This window comes from Paraclostridium sp., assembly GCF_051656405.1.
Lineage (GTDB): Bacteria > Bacillota > Clostridia > Peptostreptococcales > Peptostreptococcaceae > Paraclostridium.
Window position 1 is genome coordinate 16029 of record NZ_JBOGBV010000079.1, and the last position, 16097, is coordinate 32125.

The following is a 16097-nucleotide window of genomic DNA, read 5'->3' on the forward strand; positions in this document are numbered from 1 at the left end:
CTTTCTATCTATAACATTTGTGTAATTTGATTTATCTTATTAATATAGCTTTTTATTACTATATCTCTATCAAATTCTTTTTCTGCTTTAATCCTACTATTTAAACTCATTTCTTTCTTTTCTTCAAAAGATAGATTTATAAATTTCTCTATAGAGTTTTGTAAGCTTTTATAATCTTTAACTTTACACAAATATCCGTTATATCCATCATCTACATTATCCTTACACCCATATGTGTCACAAGTTATCAATGGTCTTCCTATTGCTGCACCCTCTTGAAGTACAGTTCCTCTTCCTTCTCCATATGATGGTAATACTATACATGATGATTTTTTCATTATCTCTTGGATATCTGACCTATGACCTAAATAATTTATAACTTTTAACTTTTCATATTCCTTTAATTTATTTAGATATATATCTTCATCAATTGCTCCAACTACATCAAATTCTACATTTAGATATTTATCTTTTATATTTTTAGCACTTTCTAAAAACTCTTCTATTCCTTTATCTTTAATAATTCTAGCTATAAAGGTAAATTTAATTTTTTCATTATTAGGGTATTCATTGAATTGAAATTCTTTAAGATTTACTCCTGATCCTGGAACAACACTTATCTGTTGTTGATTTGCTATTATCTTTATGTTCTTATAAAAATCTTGATTTTCTTTATTTAAGAAAAATATATGACATGCGTTTTTGAATGAAAATTTATTTAATTTTATTAATATTTTCTTTATCCATAAATCTCGTATAAATACACTACCTAAACCTGTAACTGTATGAATTACTTTTTGGTTTAAACTTCTACAAGCTATTCCTCCATAAATATTAGGCTTTATAGTGTAAGTAAGAACCAAGTCAGGTTTGATTTTCTTTATAATTTTTATATATTGAATCAATAACTTTAAATCTTGTATAACATTCATACCTCTTCTGTTCATAGGAGTTTCTATAAAATTACATCCCATATCTTTAAACTTTTCAACTTTTTCTCCATATGGTAAAGCTATTGTTACATCATATCCGAGCCTTAACAATCGCTGAGGTAATTCTTTTCTAAAGTTATACAATCCTATATCATTGTTAGCTAAAATTAGAATTTTTTTCATAATACACTCCTTAAAACATTTGTGTAATTATATTTATTACCTTCTTTATATCCTCTTCGTTCATTTTTGTGTCTGATGGTAAACATATGCCTCTATTAAATAAATCTGCTGACACACTTTCTATATCTAAAGAACTAAAAAATTTATATTCTTTAAAAAAAGGCTGCATATGCATTGGTTTCCATACTGGCCTACTTTCTATATTTTCTTTCTCTAAAGCCAATATTATATCTAATGGTTTAATTTCAGAGTTTCCACTTATCGTAGCTACAGATAACCAGTAATTTTGCTTCCCAAAGTTACATACATTCATCATTTGTATATTATCTATATCTTTAAAAGTACTTTTATAAGTTTCATAAATCTCTTTTTTCTTTTCTATTCTTTCATCAAGAACTTTCATCTGCCCTATGCCGATCCCGGCAACAATATTGCTCATTCTGTAATTAAACCCTAATTCTTTATGCTCATAATGTCTCTCATTTTCCCTAGATTGAGTCGCCCAAAACAAAGCTTTTTTTATATATTCTTCATTATCTGAAACCATCATCCCACCACCAGAAGTAGTGATTATCTTGTTTCCATTAAATGAATATATACCTATATCGCCTATAGTTCCACTTTGAACGCCTTTGTAAGTTGCACCTAAAGACTCCGCCGCATCTTCTATAATAGGAACATTGTATTTATTACATATAGATTTTAACTTATCGTAATCTGCACTTTGCCCATACAAATTAACTACTATAACAGCCTTTGGCATTTTGTTATTTTTCTCTGCATCATCAAAAGCTTTTTGAAGTGCAATTGGACTCATGTTCCAAGATTCATATTCAGAATCTATAAACACAGGCTCTGCACCCTGATATATTATAGGATTTGCAGTAGCTGAAAAAGTTAATGTTGAACAAAATACAATATCTCCTTGTCCTACTCCTAAACACTTAAGTGCTAAATGTATTCCGCTAGTTCCACTAGCTAAAGCTGTAGCAGATTTTGACTTTGTGTATTCACACACTGCCTTTTCAAAGTTATTAACATTTGGTCCAAGTGGGGCAACCCAATTTGTCTCAAAAGCTTCATTTATATAATTTAACTCCTCTCCTCCCATATGAGGGGAAGATAGATATATCTTCTTTTCCATTTTCACAACCCCTGTTGTTTTGGTTTTGCAGGACATCCAATTGCAACAACATTTGATTTTATATCATTTATAACTGTAGCCCCTGCACCTATTATTGTTTTTGATCCTACACTTTTATATTGTATAATAGTTGAATTTGCACCTATATGAGTTTCTTCTCCTATAGTTACTCCTCCACATAATGTTGCTCCAGGTGATATATGGCAAAAATCACCTATTTTATTGTCATGTTCTATAATTGCTCCAGTGTTTATAATCACATGACTTCCAACTTCACTATTTGCATTTATTGCAGCCCTAGCCATTACAATAGTTCCTTCTTTTATAACTGAACTTTTACTTACAATAGCACTAGGATGAATAGCTGTAAAATATTTTAAGTTTTTAAATTCACTGTATATTTTCTTTCTTGTTTGATTATTGCCTATTGCTATTACATACTCTGTATCTTCACTATTATAAAGATTTGCATTTTTTATTTTATCAATTATCTTATATCCCATAAATTCTGATATTTTTTCATTGTCATCTAATAAACCCTTGATTTTTAAATCTTGACCAGAATCTATCATAGCTTCGATAATTTCAATTATTACAGATGAATGCCCTCCTGCACCTATAACTATAACTTCTTTCATACAATCACCTACTATTGATTACCTTTAAACTTGTCCATAGTTACATGCCCATCTTTGCTTATTCCATCTCTTTTTAAAACCTTAAATATAGTTAAGAAAAGAATTTTTATATCAAGTAAGAGATTCACATTATCTACATACTCAACATCCATTTTAAATTTCTCATCCCAATCTAAATTATTTCTTCCATTAACCTGGGCCCATCCTGTCATCCCTGGTCTAACTTCATGTCTTCTAAATTGCTCTTTAGAATATAAGTCTATATATTCAACAAGTAATGGCCTTGGTCCAACTAAACTCATATCTCCTTTTAACACATTTATAAGCTCTGGTAACTCATCTAAACTTGTACTCCTAAGAAATTTTCCAAATGAAGTTACTCTTTCCTTATCAGATAGTGGATCTCCAAGCTTATCATTAGCTTCTAACATTGTCCTAAATTTTACTATTTTAAAAATCTTACCATCTTTTCCTACTCGATCTTGAGTGAAAAATATTGGAGATCCTAACTTAATTCTTATTAAAATAGCTACGATAATTAAAATAGGAGAAATTAATAATAATCCTAACAAAGAACCTAAAATATCAATAGCTCTTTTTATAAACTTCTGCATAAATTCTTTTCACCTCTTTTACATTTTGTTTGCTTCTTCAGGTGTAATATAAGTTGGAACTAACTCTCTCATAATAATATCAATTAGCTCTACTTTTTCTTTATCTACTATAGCTTTTAAAAATTCTAAATTCATCTTACATTTTTCTACGTTAATATTGATTGGTTTTCCTATAAATATTTTTTCATGACTTGTATCAGTCAGTCCTTCCTCGCTCATAAGCAACTCTTCATATAACTTTTCTCCTGGCCTAAGTCCTGTAAATTCAATACATATATCAACATCTGGTTCGAACCCACTAAGTTTTATTAAGTTTTTTGCTAAATCAACTATCTTAACGGGTTCTCCCATATCAAGGACAAATATCTCTCCACCTTTTGTCATCGCTCCTGCTTGTATAACAAGTTGTACAGCTTCTGGAATTGTCATAAAATACCTCGTAATTTCTGGATGAGTTATAGTTATTGGCCCGCCTTCTTCAATTTGTTTTTTAAATAACGGAATAACACTTCCATTACTTCCTAGGACATTTCCAAATCTAACAGCCACAAACTCGGTTTCACTTTTTTCATTCATAGTTTGTATTATCATTTCTGCAGCTCTTTTTGTTGCTCCCATTATATTAGTTGGATTAACAGCTTTGTCTGTAGATATAAGCACAAACCTTTTAACTTTGTATTTGTCTGCTAAAACTGCTAAATTCTTTGTTCCAAATATATTATTTTTTACAGCTTCACTTGGGTTTTTTTCCATAAGTGGAACATGTTTATGAGCAGCTGCATGAAATACTACATCTGGTTTATACTTCTTAAATATATCATCCATACGCTTTTCTTCTCTAATTGACGCTATTACTGTAATTAAATTTAGGCTCGTACCATATTTTCTTACTAATTCCTGTTGAATTGCGTATGCGTTATTTTCATAATTATCAAGTATTATAAGTTGTTTTGGGTTTAAGCTTGATACTTGTCTGCATAGTTCGCTACCTATGCTTCCGCCTCCACCCGTAACTAATACTAATTTATTTTGTAAATATCCACTTATTTCATCTAGGTTTACTTTTACTTGATCTCTACCTAGTAAATCCTCAATTTGAACATCTCTAATTTTTTTTATATCTACTTTCCCATCTATAATTTCAAATATACCTGGAATAGTTTTTAATTTACATTTCGTTTTCTTACAAACTTCTATCATATTCTTTTTATCTTTTCTATTTATATTAGCTATAGCTATTATAATTTCATCAATTTCATATTTATCTACTATAATATCTATATCTTTCACCATACCTATAATAGGTACGTTGTGCATCCTTCTGCATTGTTTTTTTATATCATCATCTACTATACCTATAGGCTTTTTTAAAAGTTTAGGATTGTTTTTAAGTTCTTGTATTACTATATCTCCTGCACTTCCTGCTCCTACAATAAGGACCTTAGATGGTTTTTCTTTTAATCTACTTCTTATTAAAACTCGCCTTCCTGTTCTGTAGGTAAGTCTTGCCCAACTGATTAGCGAGGTTGTTATTATTAAATATAGTATATAAAAAGTTTGTGAAAATTGTATGCCTATCAATAAATGGATTGAATAGGTTGTAATTATTGATAATATACATGCAAATACTATTGCTATTAATTCTTCTTCTCCTGCATATCTCCATAGATTTCTATAACATTTGCAGATAGATAAAATCACTATACTTACAATAATAAAAGTTAAAATTTCATATAACCCTATATCTCGTAAATTATATTTAGAATATATTATCCAGTTAGAAATTATAAAGGCTAATACTATACATGCTATGTCTGTTGCAATTAAAATTAGTTGCCTAATTTTGCACATACTTATATCCAACTACCAATATAGTTTTATATAAATTTTTATTTATCATTTTCTTTGACACCTTCCTTAGGTCCTAGATATTCAAGTAAGAATATAACAAATAGGGATATCATGATTCCTAGTATTGCTGATATAGCTATGATTGTTGCTTTGTTTGGTTTTGTAGGTTTGCTTGGAACTACAGCTTTATCTATGACCTTAACGTCATTAGCTTCTGTTATTCTTTTTACTTCTTGTTGAAATGCTGTTGGAATTGCATTAGCTATTTCTGCTGCTCTTTTTGGATTTGTATCTTGAACTGATACTGAAATGATTTGCGTTTTATTAATTGATGAGACGTTTACCTTATCTGAAAGTTCTTCATATCCACAGTTTAAATCTAGTGAATCTTCTACTTCATTTAATACTGATTTTGATTTTATTATTTCTCCATAAGTTACTGCTAATTTTTCAGAAACACTGAGCTGTTCACTTGTTACTATTTCAGCTCCAGGTTTTTTGTTAATATCTACTAAAAGAGTTGTATTTGCTTCATATACTGGATTTACTGCAAAGAAGCTTACACCTGTACTTACAAGTATTGCTATAAATGTTATTAAAAACATTATCCATGATCTTCTTTTTATAATTTGTAAGTATCCTTTTATGCCAATATTATCCTCCATATTTGACCTCCATTGACTTTATTTTGCAATTTTATTGTTTATTCTACATATTTTTTCTACCCTCTTTATCTTATTAAATTGATTTATTTTATGTGACTATTTTTTTCATTTTAAAAAAGATAACCAATTCTAGTAGGTCGCTTGAATAAAAATATAAGTTTTTCTACCAAAGCTACAGTAAAGCTTTAAAGGTAGCTACAACTTATGTTTTTATTCTTCGCTAACTGATTTTGGTTGTCTTTTTTAATTTTATATAAAATAGAAATTTTAAATAATATGTATAATATATATAGAAAATTCCGATAAGATAAGATTTTCTATATATGATATCATGTTACTAATGTAAAAATTTTATCAAAAATGGGGGAAAATAATGAAACTTAAGGGGAAAAAATTATTAACAGTCATATTTAGTTTAGTACTTTGTATGACATTTTTAACAGGATGTTCAAATGATAAAAATGAAAAAGGACAAACTGCTGTAAAATCAGAAGGAAAAGAAAAGTTGGTTGTAGGGGTTTCAACTGAATATTTTCCATGGTGTTTTAAGGAAAATGATAAAAATAAGGGATTTGAAGTGGACGTATGGAATGAAATAGGGCAAAGGGCTAATTTTGAAATCGAGTACCAAACAGCTAAGTTTAGTGGTCTTATGGGAATGTTAGATTCAAGTAAAGTAGATACTGTAGCTCATCAGATGTCTACAAATGAGGAAAGAAGATTAAAATATGACTTTAGTGATACATATGCCTACAGCAAATATAAGTTTATAGTAAAAAAAGATAGTCAATTAAATAGTTTTGAAGATTTTAAAGGTATGAAAGTTGGTTGTGTATTAGGTGGAAATGGAGAAAAAACTCTAAAAGATTTAAACGAAAAGCATAATCTAGGTCTAGAAATTATTACATTTGACGGTGTTCCTATGGAAAAAGACGTTGAAAATGGAAGATTAGATGCAGCTTGGCTTTCAGAAGTAAAAGCTAAAACAACTATAGAACAAGGAAATTTAAACTTAAAAGTTGCAGATATAGATACTGGTGTATATGAAATAAATCAGTATCCATTTAGAAAAGAAGAAGCTAGCAAAGAAAGAATAGATAAAGTCAACAAAGCAATAAAAGAGATGCATGAAGATGGTACATTTACAGAGTTATCTAATAAATGGTTTGAATTAGATACAACTAAAGAAAATTAATAGGTGCCAATATGGAAATTTTCGATTTAAATTTTATTACTAACTTAGTACCTATTATGTTGAAATATCTATCTGTAACTTTAAAAATGTCTTTTCTTGCATTGTTACTAGGATTAGTATTAGGTATAATAATAGCTTTAGTTGTAGATGGTAAAGTTCCTATTTTAAACAAACTATCAAAAGTGTATGTATCATTTTTTAGAGGAACACCGCTAGTAGCACAAATGTTTTTTATATATTTTGGATTAATACAAGTAATTCCATCATTGAAAGAGTTAGACTCTTTTACAGCAGCAGTTATAGTTCTAGGGCTAAATTCATCTGCATATTTTTCTGAAAGTTTAAGAGGTGCTATATCCTCTGTAGATAAAGGTCAATTGGAAGCTTGTTATGCATTTGGTATGACTTATACTCAAGCTATGATACGAGTAATTTTACCTCAAGCCATAAGAGTTGCCATCCCGGCTATGATGAATACATTCGCTGATATAATAAAAGGATCCGCATTAGCTTTTACTATAGGGGTAACTGAAATTATGGCAACCGCACAATCTGAGGCAGCTGCTTCATATAAATATTTAGAAGCATTTACATGTATAATAATAATTTATTGGAGTCTAAGTTTATTATTATCATTTATACAAAGTAAATTAGAAGTAAAAATGAGTAAGGCCTATTAGGAGAGATATATATGCTAAAAATAACTAATTTGACTAAAAAGTTTAATAAAAATATAGTTTTAAATAATGTAGATTTAGAAGTTAAAAAGGGAGAAGTTGTTGCTATCATAGGTCCCTCTGGTACCGGAAAATCGACTTTACTTAGATGCATTAACTTATTAGAAATGCCCAATAAAGGAGAATTACATATAGGTGATATTAGCGTAAAGTTAAATAATTTATCTAAGATGGATATTTTTAAAATAAGAAAAAAATCTGCAATGGTTTTTCAGAATTTTAATCTATTTAATAATAAAAAAGTTATAGAAAATGTAATGGAACCTCTGTTAGTTGTTAAGAAATTAAAAAAAGAAGATGCAAGAAAAATAGCAATTGAAAAGTTATCGTTAGTTGGGTTAATTGACAAGCTTTATGAATACCCATCTAAACTATCCGGAGGTCAAAAACAAAGAGTTGCAATCGCTAGGGCTATAGCTGTTAATCCAGAAATAATACTTATGGATGAACCTACATCAGCACTTGATCCAGAGCTTGTAGGAGAAGTTTTACAGGTTATAAAATCGTTATCTGAATCTGATATAACTATGTTAATAGTAACTCATGAGATGAACTTTGCAAAACAAGTTGCAGATAGAATAATATTTATGGAGAATGGAACTATCGTAGAAGATTATTCTCCCGATCAACTTTTTAAATCTAGTAAAAACAGTAGAATAAGTCAATTTGCTAATATAAGTGCTCATGAGTATGCTTAAATAGCAAAATGAAAGATAACCAATTCTAGTTGGGCGCTCGAATAAAAATATAAGTTTTGCTACCAAAGCTACAGTAAATCTTTAAAGGTGGCTGTAACTTATATTTTTTATTCTTCGCTAACTGATTTTGGTTATCTTTTTTGATTTCATATAATTTTATTGTTTTTTATACGGTTGTCAACTTTTGTTGCAATATATTCTTCATCAAATTTTTTCTATCTTTTAATTCTAAGAATTCTAATATCTTAGAGTTTCTTGATTCACCTTGTGGCATAACTGGTATAAATATTTTAAATATATCCAAACCTATGAGGTTTGTTGCTATTTTCAGTTATAGCTTTTTCTTCTCTAACTGATTTTTGTTATGTTATAATATTTAAGTTGTTTTAAATTTTATTACATAGGGGGTGTAATTTTGGTAATACGGTTTAATTTGGTAGTTTTACTATGTTTTTTATTGGCTTATGTATTTTTTAGAAGTCTTTTATGTTTTATAAATAGTAAAAGTTTTAATTTCAAAAATGAAGGCATTAATCTTGGTTTATATATGTCTATAGTTGCAGTAATTTCTATGACATTATTTCCAATTAGATTAGACGTTCCTTTTTCTAAGTTTGAGATTTTTAATTTAATACCTTTAAAAGTTCCTATAAGTACATATTTAACTCGTGGCTTAATGTACTTCTTATATCAAAATGTAGGAAATCTAGTTTTATTTATGCCATTTGGTTTCTTTGCTTGTGCAAAAACTAACTGTAATACTAAAAAGGTAGTTTTTGCTAGTTTGGCATTGACCTTATTTATAGAATCTATTCAAGGATTTATCCCTTATAGATTTTGTGAAATAGATGATGTTTGGTTAAATACTTTAGGCGGATTTTTAGGATCTTATATATATATTAAATTTGTAAACTATTTTAGAAATTTAAAAAGAGATGACCAATCTTAGTTGGGCGCTTGAACACAAATATAAGTTTTGCTACCAAAGCTACAATAAAGCTTTAAAGGTAGCTGCAACTTATATTTATGTTCTTCGCTAACTATTTAGTCATCTCTTTTTTATTGTTTAAATTATTTATATGCTACACTTTTCCTTAGAATATCCATTAGGATTGTTTTTGTGCCAATTCCAAGCATCCTCTATTATCTTTTCTAAAGAATCAAACTTAGGATTCCATTTAAGTATATCTTTAGCTTTTTCACTAGAAGCAATAAGAACAGCTGGATCTCCACCTCTTCTTTCTTCCGCTATTGCAGGTATATTAAAATCAGTTATCTTTCTAGCTATATCTATAACTTCTTTAACTGAATATCCATTACCATTTCCTAAATTGAAAATATCACTTTCATTTCCTTTTCTTAAATACTCTAATGCTTTATAATGTGCATCTGCTAAATCCATAACATGGATATAATCTCTTATACAGGTACCATCTTTTGTATCATAATCATTTCCAAATATACTTATATATTCTCTTTTACCTAAAGGAACTTGAAGTATCAATGGTATTAAATGAGTTTCTGTTTTATGATCTTCACCGATGCTTCCATCAAAATAGGCTCCTGCTGCATTAAAATATCTTAATGATACATATTTAGTTTTATAAGCATTATCAAACCATTTCATCATTTTTTCCATTGCTAATTTTGTTTCCCCATAAGTGTTTGTTGGATTTGTTTCATCAGACTCCATTATAGGTATATTTTTAGGTTCTCCATATGTAGCTGCTGTTGATGAGAATACTATTTTGTCTACATTATTTTCTTTCATAACATCTAGTAAACACATCATTCCATATACATTATTATGATAATACTCATATGGTTTTTTCATACTTTCTCCAACTAATGAGTTAGCTGCAAAATGTATAACAGCTTCTATTTTATTTGATTTAAATACTTTATCTAAACTTTCTTTATCCCTTATATCACAGTTATAAAACTTATCAGTTGATAAAGCCCCTTTATGCCCTGTTAATAAGTTATCTACTACTATTACATCTTCATTTTGTTCAATAAAATATTTAGTTGTATGACTTCCTATGTATCCTGCCCCCCCAATTATAAGAATACTCATCTCTATTCCTCCTAATTTATAATACTATTAAATTAATTATACTCTTGCTACCTAATTTGATAATTAGCTTATCAAATTTAAGTTTACAGAATATTTAATCTTTATAGACATAGAAGATTATATCATAAAGTATACAAAAAAAGATAACCTGTATTCGTTAGGATTTAAATAAAAATGGTAACTACAACTTACATTTTTAATATATTCTAACTACTTTGGCTATCTTTCTTCTATTTATAATTTCATATAAATTTTAATATATATTACACATATTCTAATTCTTTCTCATATCCATTTGGATTTAAACTTTGCCATCTCCAAGAATCTTCACACATCTCATCAAGATTATATTTAGCTTCCCAGCCCAATTCTTTTTTTGCTTTACTAGCATCTGCATAACACATAGCTATATCTCCAGGTCTTCTCGGAGCTATTTTATAAGCAATATTTCTTCCACTTGCTTTACTAAATGCTTGTACCATTTCTAATACACTATATCCGTTTCCTGTTCCTAAATTATATGTTATTAATCCAGGCTTACTTTCTAACTTTTCTAATGCCTTAACATGTCCACATGCTAAATCTAATACGTGTATGTAATCTCTAACACCTGTTCCATCAGGAGTATTATAATCATCTCCAAATACACTAAGTTCTTTTAATTGACCAATAGCAACCTTAGTTATATATGGCATTAAATTATTTGGTATTCCATTTGGTTCTTCTCCAATTTTCCCACTCTTATGAGCTCCAACAGGATTGAAGTATCTTAGTATAGCTACATTTAAAGATTTATCTGCTTTACATATGTCTCTTAGCATATTTTCTATCATAAGTTTAGTTTGTCCATAAGGATTTGTAGCTGATAATGGAAAATCTTCTAGTATAGGACAAGTATGAGGATCTCCATATACAGTAGCTGAAGAACTAAATACAAAATTCTTCACATTATATTTTCTCATCGTCTCTAATAATACTAACGTATTTTTTATATTATTAGAATAATATTCTAATGGTTTTTCAACAGACTCTCCAACTGCTTTAGATGCTGCAAAATGAATTACCGAATCTATATCATTTTCTTTAAATACTACTTCTAATTTTTCTCTATTTTGAACATCTAGCTCATAAAACTTAGGTTTTACTCCAGTTATTTCTGATATTCTATCTAGTACTACTACATTACTATTAGATAAATTATCTACTATAATTACATCTCTACCTGATTGTATAAGTTCTATTGTAGTATGGCTACCTATGTATCCAACTCCACCAGTTACTAAAACTGACATAGTCTAACCTCCCCACTTATATTTTTTAGTACTAACTTAGTTTCTCTTTTATATTTTGCATATTGTATCTTCAATGTAGAAAAATTAACTTTTGCTTTCCATTTTATATTATTAAGCTAAAAATGATACTTATATATCCTGAAAATTCAAATTTATCACTTAGTTATATTTTTCTCTATTTACCTTAATTAAAATTTTTTAACAAACTTATTAAACATTATAATTAAGTTTAAATCTTAAGTGAAAATTGTTCACTATTATTACTTAAAGGTTAATTCACATGATTTTAATAAATGTTTATACCTAAAGTTTAATCTTATTTACCGCTGTATTTATTTAATAATTATAAGTTTTTCTATTTCTTTAAATATTTATTTTCATTATTTTGTATTAATCTTTTTTTATTTTCGTATGATAACCCTCTCATATCAAATAAGTTATTTTTAATTTTTAATTTATATTCTTTTGTAGAAGAAATCTTTTTTGCTGGATTGCCTCCAATTATAATCCCGTCTTCATTAAAACTTTTTGTTACTACACTACCCGCCGCCACTATTATATTATTTCCTAACTCAACTCCAGGCAAAATTATGCTTCCATATCCTATAAAACAGTTGTTACCTATTTTTATACTGCCTATAACATCTGTTGCATCTTTAAATAATTTTATAACCGAGTTATCATGGGTTATAAAATTAACTCCACCTGAAATAGTTACATTATCTCCAAACTCTAATAAATACGGTTCAGACGAAATCAAAGGTGAAAAAGCTCTCATATTTTTTCCGAATTTAACTCCTAATGACTTATAATATTTTAAATCTAATTTCATACAATCTTTTTTAAACAATATATATATGTATCTTTTTATCTTATAGTCAATCCATCTCATAAAATTCATCCTTACTTTTAATTTACAGTTCTTTAAAATATGCTTCCCATTCAAAATTTTTCTTTGCATAACTTCTCATATCATTGCATATGCTATTTTTAGAAGATATACCCTTATAAAATTCAATTATATTGTCCATATTTATATAATCATCATTGCTTTCTATCTTAAGTGCGAAATCCTCTTTTCCTGAAAATCCAGGATCTTTTCCTGCATATACAAAAGGTATACCTCTAGCACAATACTCCCTTGATTTTAATGATGATACTGATTGAAGGTCTTTTCTATGTATAGCTAATGAACTTAATGCTATATCAGCTTCCTCAAAAGCTTCATCAAGCTCTTCACCGTTTTTTGATCCTACAAGTTCAACTTTACTAGCTAAATTATATTTATCTGTTAATTGCTTCAAATAATTATAATCATTTCCTATACCTATAATTTTAAATTTTATATTAAACTTTCTAGTTTCTCTACTATAATATTCTTTTAGACCTTCTATAACCTTATCATATCCATGCCAATTATTTAAAAAGGCTACTGCAATTAAATTTATTTGATTATTTTTACTATAGTCACAGCGCTTTTTTAATTTTATATCATCTACACTCACACAGTTATCTACAAATTTGCATGGAGTTTCAAATATATTTTTATATCTATCTGATGATGTAACCATATAGTCTACGTATCGTTTTAGTTTTTTCCTAAAAATTTTATCTATTATCAAAGTTGTGCTTTTTAATTCTTTATCATAAGGGTATGTAGGAATTTCTAAGTAAATTTTAATCCCATTTTTTTTAACCTCTTTTAAAAACTTTATAAAAAGTATATCCGAAATTGGATATCTAATATAAATTGTATCTATATTTCTTTTTTTTGCAATTCCTACTATTCTACTGTGAAGCATATTATATCTTCTCTCTATTCCATTTCTATAGCAGGATAAAAAAACTTCTTCATCTGAAGTTTTATAAATAAGTTTTTCATTATCATGAAGTACATAGTCAACATTCATTCCATTTTTTTTCATAGCCTTTATTTGACTTAAAATTTTCTTCCTTACTCCTATATGCCCCTCATTTTTTATATCTATAAATCCCATATATAAAATATTCATTTGTACCTTCCTTTTCATACTATAACTTTTTTAGTTTCGCCTTTTAAATCTTTATTATAAAAAATAACTATACCTATCAACATCCAGAATAAACTTTCCTTCCAAAGAGTAGAGCTAAGAATCAGCCTTGTAAATGTATATATATATATAATCGATGCTATATACTTGAATTCACAGTTAAATCTTGAGTATACACACATTTTGTATGTTATATAAGTCATATATAAAACAAATAAAATCAATCCTAAAATTCCAAATGTAAGTAATATATCTGTAAATATGTTATGAGTATATAAATATTCTCCGTGCGTTATATAATCTAGATATCGAACTCCTTTTGGCATATAATATGAATTTTTAGCTATATCCATAGTTAAGCTGAGTATATCATCTCTACCTGAAGATTCAGCTATAAAGCCATTTTGTAAAGACAGTATAGCCTTATTAATAGAGTATGAGTATACTCCAATATTGTTTAATATGTATACTAATCTATTTAAAACTTTACCTAAATTCATAAATGTAATAATGCTTAATCCAAATATAGAAAATAACTTTAATATAGATATATAAATTTTATTTTTTTTAATTTTTATTATTTCATAATAAGCAATTGTAAATATACAAATTAAAATAGAACTTCTATTAGCAAATATTATTATTTCTACAAAGCATATACTAACTAGAATTAAATTAAAAATTTTCTTTTTATTGTATTTTTTATATACATATGTACAAAATATAATAAAGTTATATGTCATAAAAATTCCAAAATCCATATACAGATTTCTTTTCACAAAAAAACTTAACATTAAATTACAAACTATAAAGCTTATAATAGCTGTTCTATACCAATACTTAATTAAATCCTTATAGTCCAATTCTTTACTAGCTAAATATAATATTAAAATCCCTGATCTAAAAAAATTTAGAAATTCTTCTAATACTAAGTTCTTATATTCTACACTTATATAATTCAAAATAAAAAATATAGTAAAACTAATGACTATAAATGTAAATTTCAGATTTATATTTTTATTAACATAAATTGATGTAAATATTACTACAGCAATTGAAGTCCATAGAAATGCACTATTTCCAATTAGGTTTGTTAATGGGTAAGTTAGTATCCCTATATACAAAGTAAATATTAATAATATAGAGTTTATACTCTTTTTATTTTTTTCTGTGAGCTTAATTTCCATAATCCTTACCTCATTCCTATATATTCTTAAATTGCAAGAATCCTTTATTTGCAGATAATATACATTTTAATAAATTATCTGTATCTCTTATATGTTTAATTAATAATAAATTTATATAAGTTAACCCTTTAAAATTTCCAAACATCCTTTTAAAAACTGCACCTCTACAAAATGAAAGTTCTTCATTGAATGAATTGTTTGATTCTTTTTTAGGATGGTACACAGCTGTTATAGGCATGTATGAAATTTTATACCTTTTTTTATATAAATCATTTAATAAAATATTTTCTTCTCCAGTTTTATAAATTGCCCCTAACCCAAATTTCTCATCAAACTTCACAAACTCAATTGAAACTATATCTAAATTTATAAAAATTTCAATTGAACTAACCTTAAAAATGTCTAACTCACTTATTGATTTTTTTATCTCATCTCTATAGTTTTTATACATTTCATTCTTTTCTAAATCTAAAATCCTGAAACAGCCTATTTGAATCTGTTCCTTTTTTATAATATTCTCTAGTTGTTTAAAAATATTATTTGGGTACCAACAATCATCATCTCCAAGTGTTACTATGTTTCCATTTACATATTTTAGCCCTTCATTTCTAGCTTTGGATAATCCCTTACTATTCATTTTTATATGCTTACAATCAAAATTACCTTCTTTTAGGATATTTGATACCAATTCATGATTACCTTGTGAAACGACTATAAGTTCAAAGCTCTCTTTGTCTTGTTGATTCAAACTTTTGATTAATCTTTTTAATTCATATTCTCTATTCCCCAAAGTTGGTAATATAATACTTATCATTTTTATGCTCCTTTATACACGACTTAATAACTTTTTAAGA

At 27.4% G+C, this 16097-nt stretch carries 16 protein-coding genes; 4 read left to right on the forward strand and 12 right to left on the reverse strand.

Annotated features, from left to right (window positions below; genetic code table 11):
- Positions 1 to 8 precede the first annotated feature (8 nt).
- Genes ACRDDE_RS12890 through ACRDDE_RS12915 form a run of 6 tightly spaced genes read right to left on the reverse strand, consistent with a single transcriptional unit; the run spans position 9 to position 6027 of the window.
- Positions 9 to 1115 carry a glycosyltransferase family 4 protein gene (locus ACRDDE_RS12890; RefSeq protein ID WP_438627859.1) on the reverse strand — a complete coding sequence of 369 codons (1107 nt, stop codon included), beginning with the start codon at positions 1113 to 1115 and terminating at the stop codon, positions 9 to 11.
- A gap of 10 nt (positions 1116 to 1125) precedes the next feature.
- The gene (locus tag ACRDDE_RS12895; RefSeq protein WP_438627861.1) at positions 1126 to 2259 is read right to left on the reverse strand and encodes a DegT/DnrJ/EryC1/StrS family aminotransferase; all 1134 of its coding nucleotides are present in this window, start codon (positions 2257 to 2259) and stop codon (positions 1126 to 1128) included.
- Positions 2260 to 2261: 2 nt separating this feature from the next.
- Positions 2262 to 2897: an acetyltransferase gene (locus ACRDDE_RS12900; protein WP_438627863.1), complete on the reverse strand. Its 636-nt coding sequence runs from the start codon at positions 2895 to 2897 to the stop codon at positions 2262 to 2264.
- An 11-nt stretch (positions 2898 to 2908) separates the two neighbouring features.
- A complete protein-coding gene (locus tag ACRDDE_RS12905; protein ID WP_438627865.1) occupies positions 2909 to 3511 on the reverse strand; it encodes a sugar transferase in 603 nt (200 codons plus the stop codon).
- An 18-nt stretch (positions 3512 to 3529) separates the two neighbouring features.
- A complete protein-coding gene (locus ACRDDE_RS12910; protein ID WP_438627867.1) occupies positions 3530 to 5362 on the reverse strand; it encodes a polysaccharide biosynthesis protein in 1833 nt (610 codons plus the stop codon).
- 38 nt (positions 5363 to 5400) lie between these two features.
- On the reverse strand, positions 5401 to 6027 hold the full coding sequence (locus ACRDDE_RS12915; protein ID WP_438627869.1) for a YveK family protein: 627 nt from the start codon (positions 6025 to 6027) through the stop codon (positions 5401 to 5403).
- Between the two features lie 373 nt (positions 6028 to 6400).
- On the opposite strand from ACRDDE_RS12915, the gene ACRDDE_RS12920 reads away from it, so the two are divergent.
- The 4 genes from ACRDDE_RS12920 to ACRDDE_RS12935 all read left to right on the forward strand — a co-directional run bounded on the left by ACRDDE_RS12920 (position 6401) and on the right by ACRDDE_RS12935 (position 9606).
- Complete coding sequence (locus tag ACRDDE_RS12920) at positions 6401 to 7222, forward strand: transporter substrate-binding domain-containing protein (RefSeq protein ID WP_438627871.1); 822 nt, start codon at positions 6401 to 6403, stop codon at positions 7220 to 7222.
- An 11-nt stretch (positions 7223 to 7233) separates the two neighbouring features.
- Entirely contained in the window at positions 7234 to 7902 is a 669-nt protein-coding gene (locus ACRDDE_RS12925; protein WP_430080458.1) for an amino acid ABC transporter permease, read from the forward strand.
- Positions 7903 to 7913: 11 nt separating this feature from the next.
- Entirely contained in the window at positions 7914 to 8657 is a 744-nt protein-coding gene (locus tag ACRDDE_RS12930; RefSeq protein ID WP_438627873.1) for an amino acid ABC transporter ATP-binding protein, read from the forward strand.
- A 415-nt stretch (positions 8658 to 9072) separates the two neighbouring features.
- Positions 9073 to 9606 carry a VanZ family protein gene (locus ACRDDE_RS12935; RefSeq protein WP_438627875.1) on the forward strand — a complete coding sequence of 178 codons (534 nt, stop codon included), beginning with the start codon at positions 9073 to 9075 and terminating at the stop codon, positions 9604 to 9606.
- Between the two features lie 126 nt (positions 9607 to 9732).
- Here ACRDDE_RS12935 and galE (ACRDDE_RS12940) read toward each other — a convergent pair whose 3' ends face one another.
- The 6 genes from galE (ACRDDE_RS12940) to ACRDDE_RS12965 form a co-directional block, all read right to left on the reverse strand.
- Positions 9733 to 10734, reverse strand: coding sequence for a UDP-glucose 4-epimerase GalE (gene galE / locus ACRDDE_RS12940; protein ID WP_438627877.1), 1002 nt, complete (start codon positions 10732 to 10734; stop codon positions 9733 to 9735).
- Between the two features lie 263 nt (positions 10735 to 10997).
- Complete coding sequence (gene galE / locus ACRDDE_RS12945) at positions 10998 to 12026, reverse strand: UDP-glucose 4-epimerase GalE (RefSeq protein WP_438627879.1); 1029 nt, start codon at positions 12024 to 12026, stop codon at positions 10998 to 11000.
- A gap of 355 nt (positions 12027 to 12381) precedes the next feature.
- Positions 12382 to 12918 carry an acyltransferase gene (locus ACRDDE_RS12950; RefSeq protein WP_438627881.1) on the reverse strand — a complete coding sequence of 179 codons (537 nt, stop codon included), beginning with the start codon at positions 12916 to 12918 and terminating at the stop codon, positions 12382 to 12384.
- Positions 12919 to 12940: 22 nt separating this feature from the next.
- Positions 12941 to 14038, reverse strand: coding sequence for a glycosyltransferase (locus ACRDDE_RS12955; RefSeq protein ID WP_438627883.1), 1098 nt, complete (start codon positions 14036 to 14038; stop codon positions 12941 to 12943).
- 14 nt (positions 14039 to 14052) lie between these two features.
- The gene (locus ACRDDE_RS12960) at positions 14053 to 15243 is read right to left on the reverse strand and encodes a hypothetical protein (protein ID WP_438627885.1); all 1191 of its coding nucleotides are present in this window, start codon (positions 15241 to 15243) and stop codon (positions 14053 to 14055) included.
- Between the two features lie 16 nt (positions 15244 to 15259).
- Complete coding sequence (locus ACRDDE_RS12965; RefSeq protein WP_438627887.1) at positions 15260 to 16057, reverse strand: glycosyltransferase family 2 protein; 798 nt, start codon at positions 16055 to 16057, stop codon at positions 15260 to 15262.
- Positions 16058 to 16097: the final 40 nt, after the last annotated feature.

What these genes read in the sequence shown, in the direction of transcription:
- ACRDDE_RS12890 (WP_438627859.1), bottom strand. Translation starts at nt 1,115, where the DNA reads ATGAAAAAAATTCTAATTTTAGCTAACAATGATATAGGATTGTATAAC.
- ACRDDE_RS12895 (WP_438627861.1), bottom strand. Translation starts at nt 2,259, where the DNA reads ATGGAAAAGAAGATATATCTATCTTCCCCTCATATGGGAGGAGAGGAG.
- ACRDDE_RS12900 (WP_438627863.1), bottom strand. Translation starts at nt 2,897, where the DNA reads ATGAAAGAAGTTATAGTTATAGGTGCAGGAGGGCATTCATCTGTAATA.
- ACRDDE_RS12905 (WP_438627865.1), bottom strand. Translation starts at nt 3,511, where the DNA reads ATGCAGAAGTTTATAAAAAGAGCTATTGATATTTTAGGTTCTTTGTTA.
- ACRDDE_RS12910 (WP_438627867.1), bottom strand. Translation starts at nt 5,362, where the DNA reads ATGTGCAAAATTAGGCAACTAATTTTAATTGCAACAGACATAGCATGT.
- ACRDDE_RS12915 (WP_438627869.1), bottom strand. Translation starts at nt 6,027, where the DNA reads ATGGAGGATAATATTGGCATAAAAGGATACTTACAAATTATAAAAAGA.
- ACRDDE_RS12920 (WP_438627871.1), top strand. Translation starts at nt 6,401, where the DNA reads ATGAAACTTAAGGGGAAAAAATTATTAACAGTCATATTTAGTTTAGTA.
- ACRDDE_RS12925 (WP_430080458.1), top strand. Translation starts at nt 7,234, where the DNA reads ATGGAAATTTTCGATTTAAATTTTATTACTAACTTAGTACCTATTATG.
- ACRDDE_RS12930 (WP_438627873.1), top strand. Translation starts at nt 7,914, where the DNA reads ATGCTAAAAATAACTAATTTGACTAAAAAGTTTAATAAAAATATAGTT.
- galE (WP_438627877.1), bottom strand. Translation starts at nt 10,734, where the DNA reads ATGAGTATTCTTATAATTGGGGGGGCAGGATACATAGGAAGTCATACA.
- galE (WP_438627879.1), bottom strand. Translation starts at nt 12,026, where the DNA reads ATGTCAGTTTTAGTAACTGGTGGAGTTGGATACATAGGTAGCCATACT.
- ACRDDE_RS12950 (WP_438627881.1), bottom strand. Translation starts at nt 12,918, where the DNA reads ATGAGATGGATTGACTATAAGATAAAAAGATACATATATATATTGTTT.
- ACRDDE_RS12955 (WP_438627883.1), bottom strand. Translation starts at nt 14,038, where the DNA reads ATGAATATTTTATATATGGGATTTATAGATATAAAAAATGAGGGGCAT.
- ACRDDE_RS12960 (WP_438627885.1), bottom strand. Translation starts at nt 15,243, where the DNA reads ATGGAAATTAAGCTCACAGAAAAAAATAAAAAGAGTATAAACTCTATA.
- ACRDDE_RS12965 (WP_438627887.1), bottom strand. Translation starts at nt 16,057, where the DNA reads ATGATAAGTATTATATTACCAACTTTGGGGAATAGAGAATATGAATTA.